This window comes from Burkholderia latens (assembly GCF_902499045.1).
In the GTDB taxonomy this organism is placed as follows: domain Bacteria; phylum Pseudomonadota; class Gammaproteobacteria; order Burkholderiales; family Burkholderiaceae; genus Burkholderia; species Burkholderia latens.
The window spans coordinates 1-5,663 of record NZ_CABVPL010000093.1 but is presented as its reverse complement, the minus strand read 5'-3'; the positions used below and the strand labels follow the sequence as shown (position 1 = coordinate 5,663).

Here is a 5,663-nt window from a genome sequence, read left to right as displayed (position 1 = left end):
AGGCGGCGGCCGGCGCAGCGGCACCCGTTGCACGCGCGGCGGCTTCGTCGCGGGGCGGACGGCCGCCCGGATCATCCGTGCCGGTCTCGACGCCGCCGCCGAGCGCGGCCATCAGCTGCGCGTGCGCAGCCAGGCGTTCCGCGTCGATGCGGGCTGCCGTCTCCTGCGCGCGCAGCAGCTGCTGTTGCGCGACCAGCACGTTCACGTAATCGGTCAGCCCGCGACGGAAACCTTCGCGCGACAACCGGTAGCTGCGGTCGTTGGCGGCCACCGAGCGCGCGGCGTCCTTCTTCTGCGTGTCGAGCGAGCGGATCCGCACGACCTGGTCGGCGATGTCCTTGAGTGCGCCGACGATCGTCTGGTTGTAACGCTCGACGGCCTGATCGTAGCCGGCGTTGGCCGCACCGAGCTGCGCGCGCAGCCGGCCGCCTTCGAAGATCGGCAGCGACAGCGCGGGGCCGGCCGTCCAGCCGCCGTTCATCGCGCGCAGGAAGTCGGCGAACGGCGCGGTCACGCCGAAGCCGCCGACCGTCGCGAGCAGGTCGATGTTCGGATAGAACGACGCCTTCGCGACGTCGATGCCGCGCGCCTGCGCGTCGACCGTCCAGCGGGCCGCGACGACGTCCGGGCGGCGGCCGAGCAGGTCGGCCGGCATCGCGGACGGCAGTCCGGCCGGCGCGTCGAGCGACAGGCTCGGCCGCTTGATCGCGTCGCCTGCGCCCGGGCCCTTTCCCGCGAGCGCCGCGAGCTGATGGCGCGCGAGCTGGATCGCTTCCTCATAGGTGTCGATCTGGCGCTCGTAATCGGGCAGCGTCGATTCTGCCTGGCTGACTTCGAGCTGCGTGCCGATGCCGGCCTGCAGGCGCTTGCGCGCGAGGTCGGCCAGCGCGCGCTGGCGTTCGAACGTTTCCTGCGCGAGGTCGAGCAGCGCATAGTTCATCGACATGCCGACATACGCGCGCACCACGTTGACCTCGAGCTCGAGCTTCGCCGCCCGCGCATCGGCCGCGGTCGCGTGCGCGGTGTCGAGCGCACGCTCGGTCGCGTTCTTGTCCTTGCCCCACAGATCGACGTGGTACGACAGGCCGAGCGTGCCGGTGTTGTTCCAGGTGTCGGTGTCGGCGAGCGGCCCGGGGCCGTAATAGACGTTGTCGGGCCAGTGCTGGCGCATCAGCGACAGATTGCCGTTGATTTGCGGCAGCTCGGCCGAGCGCGCCACCCGCGCCATCGCCTGCGCTTCGCGCACGCGGGCCTCGGCCGCGGCGAGCGTCGGGTTGCCGGCCTGCGCGGCGGCGATCCATGCGTCGAGCTGCGGGTCGCGGTACGCGCGCCACCAGTCGGACGCGGGCCAGCCCGCGTCGCGATCGGCCGCCCGGATCGCAGCGCCGGCGTCGAGCGTGTTCGCTTCGATGCGAGTGGACTGGGTCTTGTTGTCGCCCATGCTCGCGCAACCGGCCATTATTAATGAGACTGCAAGAACCGCCAGCGCCAGCGTCCCTTTTGTTGCCGGAAACTGCACGATTTTCTCCCTTTCGGATATAGATGAGTCGGAGGCGATTATATTTTTCAGTGATTCCTGAATAAACGGACAACGGTGCAAGTCATTTTTACGAATCCTGAGATAATATTTGTTCGCCCCTGTGCAACAATCCCTCCGGATTCAAACGGGTATTGGGATGGATACGCTACAAAACATGCGGGTATTCGTCCGCGTGGTCGACGCGGGGAGCTTCACCGCGGCCGCCCAGCAGATGAATTCGACCACCGCCTACGCGTCGCGCGCGGTCTCGGATCTCGAGGCCCATCTGCGCACGCGTCTCCTGAACCGCACGACGCGCCGGATCGCGCTGACCGAGGCCGGCGAGCGCTATCTGCAGCGCTGCGAACAGATCCTCGCGTACGTCGACCAGGCCGAAGCCGAAGCGGGCGACGCGCACGCGCGCCCGTCCGGCAAGCTGAAGGTCCATTGCTTCACGAGCCTCGGGCAGCACTATCTGGTGCCGGCCATCGCGCGCTACCGGCAGCGCTATCCGGACGTGCACGTCGAGCTGACGCTCGCGCAGCGGATGCCCGACCTGCTGGACGAGGGGTACGACGTCGCGATCGTCGTCGGCCGCGACTTGCCCGATTCCGGGCTCGTGTCGCAGCGGCTCGGCGAGAGCTACAGCGTCGTGTGCGCGTCGCCCGGCTATGTCGAATCGCACGGCGTGCCTCAGCGGCCGGCCGATCTCGCCCGGCACGTGTGCCTCGGGATGATCGCGACGGGGTTTCACTTCGACGAATGGGCGCTGACGGGGCCGAACGGCGACGAGGTCGTGCCGATCACGGCGCCGCCGTTTCGCGTGAATGTCGCCGAGGCGCTCGCGGTGGCCGTGCGGGAGGGGATGGGGGTCGGCGGGCTGCCGCTCTATTCGGCGATCGGATGGCTGCGCAGCGGGCACATCGTGCGCGTGATGCCCGAGTACCGGTCGCAGGTGATGAACATCTACGCGCTGTATGCGTCGCGCCAGTACCTCGACGCGAAAATCCGTACCTGGGTCGACTTTCTGCGTGACGAACTGCCGGCGACGCTGCAGGCCGACGAAGCCGCGCTCGCGCAGTTCACTGCTGCGACATGACCGCGCAGTCGCGCGCGATCTGACGAGATTTGTCGTTTACGCAACATTTCTTTACATCGGAACGCGGACAGTTTGATACTGTTCAAACATAGAGATTTGGATCTGCTCAATACCGGAGTCGCAATGGATACGCAACTGATCATCGGCCTTGGAGTCCTGCTTGGCGCGGCGGCCGCCGCCGCGGCGACACGCGATCTGCTGCGGGCGATGAAGGCCCAGGCGAAGCCGGTGCCTGTGCGCGTGCGCGCGTCGTCGAACGGGTCGCGCCGCGCCGATCGCTGATCGGCAGCGTTCAGATCGACGAGGGCCGCATCGCGCGGCCCACATCCTGCGGGCCCGGCGCTCAGCCGAGCTCGACCACCTTGTCCCAGCCGAACGCGGGATTTTCCAGTTCGCCCGTGCGCCGGTGGATATAGCCGCGCGGGTTGCACACCACGCGCGTGCCGCTGTCGGTCACGTAGTCGAATGACGTGTGCGTGTGACCGTGGATCCAGAGATCCACGGGCGGCCGCACCAGTTCCGCCATGTCCGTGACGAATCCCGCCGAAGCGAGATCCTCCGCATAACGCTCGGCCAGCGAGCGCAGATGCGGCGCATGATGGGTGACGACGATCGTGCGGCCGGCGAACGGCGTCGCGAGCCGCGCCTCCAGCCATGCGCGGCCTTGCCGGTGCAGCGCGATCGCGTCGGCCGGCGTGAAGTCGCGCTCCGGCGCGCGGCCCGCATGCAGCGCTGCATCGTGCGGCCACGTCACCTGGATCAATCCCTTGAAATCGAGCATCACGCGCATGCCGGCGTCGATCGCGCGCGCGACGCTCGCATCGTCGGCGCCGAACAGCGAGAAATCGGACCACAGCGTCGTGCCGAGCACGCGAAAGCGCTGCGCCGGATCGACGTACACGCCGTTGTTTAGGTAGTGCACGTGGTCGATCGCGTGCGCGGCGTCGCGCATCGCGGTTTCGAGCGCACCGAATTCCCCGTCGTAATACTCATGATTGCCCGGCACGTAGATCACCGGCACGCCGGGATCGAACGTTTCGGCGGCCCAGCGCAACCCTTCCGCATGGTTGTGGATGTCGCCGGCCAGCACGACGAGATCCGCGTCCGCATGCGCGATCGTGTCGGGCTGGTTGCTTTCGAGATGCAGGTCGGACAGCACGCGAACTCTCATGGACATCGCTCCGGGGTAGGTGGCGTCAGCGCAGGACCTTGCCGGGATTCATCAGCCCGCGCGGGTCGAGCGCGGTCTTCAGCGTGCGCATCAGCGCCGTTTCGACCGGCGACTTGTAGTGCTGCGCGTCGTCGATCTTCAACTGGCCGATGCCGTGCTCCGCGCTGATCGTGCCGTGGTGGCGGTGCACGTTGTCGTAGACGATGCGGTTGATCGGCTTCTGGAATTCCGCGAGGAACGCCTTCGGATCGCCGCCTTCGGGCGTCTGCACGTTGTAATGCAGGTTGCCGTCGCCGAGGTGGCCGAACGTGACCATTCGCGCGCCCGGCGCGGCCTGCTGGATCGCCGCGTCGGTTTCGTCGATGAAGCGCGCGATCGACGAGATCGGCACCGCGATGTCGTGCTTGATGTTGAGACCCTCGTCGGCCTGCGCGATCGGGATGTGCTCGCGCAGATCCCAGAACGCGCGCGACTGCGCGAGATTCTCCGCGACTACCGCGTCGACCACGAGCCCGGCGTCGAACGCTTCCTCCATCAGCTTCTCGAACAGCGCGCGCGCATGCGTTTCGCCCTCGTTGTCCGACAGCTCGAGCAATACCGTCTGCGCGTGCGTGCGATCGAACGGGTAGCGCAGTTGCGGATAATGCTTGCCGACGAGCTGCATGCAGAAGTCCGACATCAGCTCGAAGCCGGTCAGCAGCGGGCCGGCCGCGCGCTGCGCGAGCGCGAGGAAATCGAGCGCCGCGTGCGGCGACTCGAGCGCGGCCAGCGCAGTGACCTGCGCGGCCGGTAGCGGATGCAGCTTCATCACCGCGGCCGTGATGATGCCGAGCGTGCCTTCCGCGCCGATGAACAGATCGCGCAGGTCGTAGCCGGTATTGTCCTTGCGCAGCCCGCGCAGGCCGTCCCAGATTTCGCCCTGCGGCGTCACGACCTCGAGCCCGAGGCACAGCTCGCGCGCGTTGCCGTAGCGCAGCACCGCGGTGCCGCCCGCGTTGGTCGACAGATTGCCGCCGATCGTGCAGCTGCCCTCGGCGGCGAGGCTCAGCGCGAACAGCCGGCCGCCTTCGCGGGCGCGCGCCTGCACGTCGGCGAGGATCACGCCGGCTTCGACGGTGATCGTGTTGTTGTGCGGATCGAGCGCGCGCACGCGGTTCAGCCGCACGAGGCTCAACACGGCCTGGGCGCCGCTCGTGTCGGGCGTCGCGCCGCCGGCGAGGCCGGTGTTGCCGCCCTGCGGCACGAGCGCGACGCCGTGCGTGTTCGCGAGCCGGACCAGCGCGGCCACTTCGGCCGTATCGGCCGGTTTCAGCACCGCGCACGCGCTGCCCTTGTAGCGGCGGCGCCAGTCGGTCAGGAACGGTTCGGTGTCGTGCGGGTCGGTGAGTACGTGCGCGGCGCCGATCGCGTCGCGGCAGGCGGAAACGAATGCGTCGGAAGTAATCATCACGTTCGGTCGCGTAAGGGTCAGGGCGCGGCGCGCTGCCGTTTCGCCGCGCGCTTGAACGGCGCGACGTACGCAAGCGCGGCCACGAAAAAGCCGACGGCGAGCGCGGTCTCGCACCAGCCGAGCGTCGCGGACAAGCCGCGGTCGGACATGCCGCGCACGATGCCTTCGGCGAAATAGACGAGGATCAGCATGCTCGCCCACTGCATCGTATAAATGTTACGCCGCCACACGCCCGGCAGCGCGAGCGCGAGCGGCACGGCCTTGAGCATCAGCGCCGAGCCGCCGGGGCGCAGCGGCGCGAGCCACAGCTCCCACGCGAGCGACAGCGCGATCAGTGCGACCAGACACGCGGCGGCGGCGAGCGCGCAGCGAGATCGGAAGAGCGTCGTGTAGGGAAAGAGTGTTCCTTCCGGTGTAGATCTCG

6 protein-coding genes are annotated in these 5,663 nt (G+C 68.2%); 2 read left to right on the top strand and 4 right to left on the bottom strand.

Annotated elements, in window-relative coordinates; translation table 11 throughout:
• Nucleotides 1-1,519, bottom strand: a 1,519-nt coding sequence (locus BSE24067_RS31975; protein ID WP_174904995.1) for an efflux transporter outer membrane subunit, incomplete at its 3' end; no start/stop codon positions are given.
• 157 nt (nucleotides 1,520-1,676) lie between these two features.
• Between BSE24067_RS31975 and BSE24067_RS31970 the strand changes: the two genes are divergently transcribed.
• Nucleotides 1,677-2,618 (top strand): LysR family transcriptional regulator, encoded by a 942-nt coding sequence (locus BSE24067_RS31970; protein ID WP_151068673.1) that lies wholly within the window; start codon nucleotides 1,677-1,679, stop codon nucleotides 2,616-2,618.
• A 123-nt stretch (nucleotides 2,619-2,741) separates the two neighbouring features.
• Entirely contained in the window at nucleotides 2,742-2,900 is a 159-nt protein-coding gene (locus tag BSE24067_RS31965; protein WP_170297563.1) for a hypothetical protein, read from the top strand.
• A gap of 61 nt (nucleotides 2,901-2,961) precedes the next feature.
• Here BSE24067_RS31965 and BSE24067_RS31960 read toward each other — a convergent pair whose 3' ends face one another.
• The 3 genes from BSE24067_RS31960 to BSE24067_RS31950 are packed head-to-tail and all read right to left on the bottom strand — an operon-like array spanning nucleotide 2,962 to nucleotide 5,583.
• Nucleotides 2,962-3,789: a metallophosphoesterase gene (locus tag BSE24067_RS31960; RefSeq protein ID WP_151068672.1), complete on the bottom strand. Its 828-nt coding sequence runs from the start codon at nucleotides 3,787-3,789 to the stop codon at nucleotides 2,962-2,964.
• 25 nt (nucleotides 3,790-3,814) lie between these two features.
• On the bottom strand, nucleotides 3,815-5,236 hold the full coding sequence (locus BSE24067_RS31955) for an FAD-binding oxidoreductase (protein ID WP_151068674.1): 1,422 nt from the start codon (nucleotides 5,234-5,236) through the stop codon (nucleotides 3,815-3,817).
• A gap of 20 nt (nucleotides 5,237-5,256) precedes the next feature.
• Nucleotides 5,257-5,583: a DUF2069 domain-containing protein gene (locus BSE24067_RS31950; RefSeq protein WP_254600372.1), complete on the bottom strand. Its 327-nt coding sequence runs from the start codon at nucleotides 5,581-5,583 to the stop codon at nucleotides 5,257-5,259.
• Between the last annotated feature and the right edge of the window lie 80 nt (nucleotides 5,584-5,663).

Excerpts from the sequence above, each read along its gene's own strand:
- BSE24067_RS31970 (WP_151068673.1), top strand. The coding sequence starts at position 1,677 with ATGGATACGCTACAAAACATGCGGGTATTCGTCCGCGTGGTCGACGCG.
- BSE24067_RS31965 (WP_170297563.1), top strand. The coding sequence starts at position 2,742 with ATGGATACGCAACTGATCATCGGCCTTGGAGTCCTGCTTGGCGCGGCG.
- BSE24067_RS31960 (WP_151068672.1), bottom strand. The coding sequence starts at position 3,789 with ATGAGAGTTCGCGTGCTGTCCGACCTGCATCTCGAAAGCAACCAGCCC.
- BSE24067_RS31955 (WP_151068674.1), bottom strand. The coding sequence starts at position 5,236 with ATGATTACTTCCGACGCATTCGTTTCCGCCTGCCGCGACGCGATCGGC.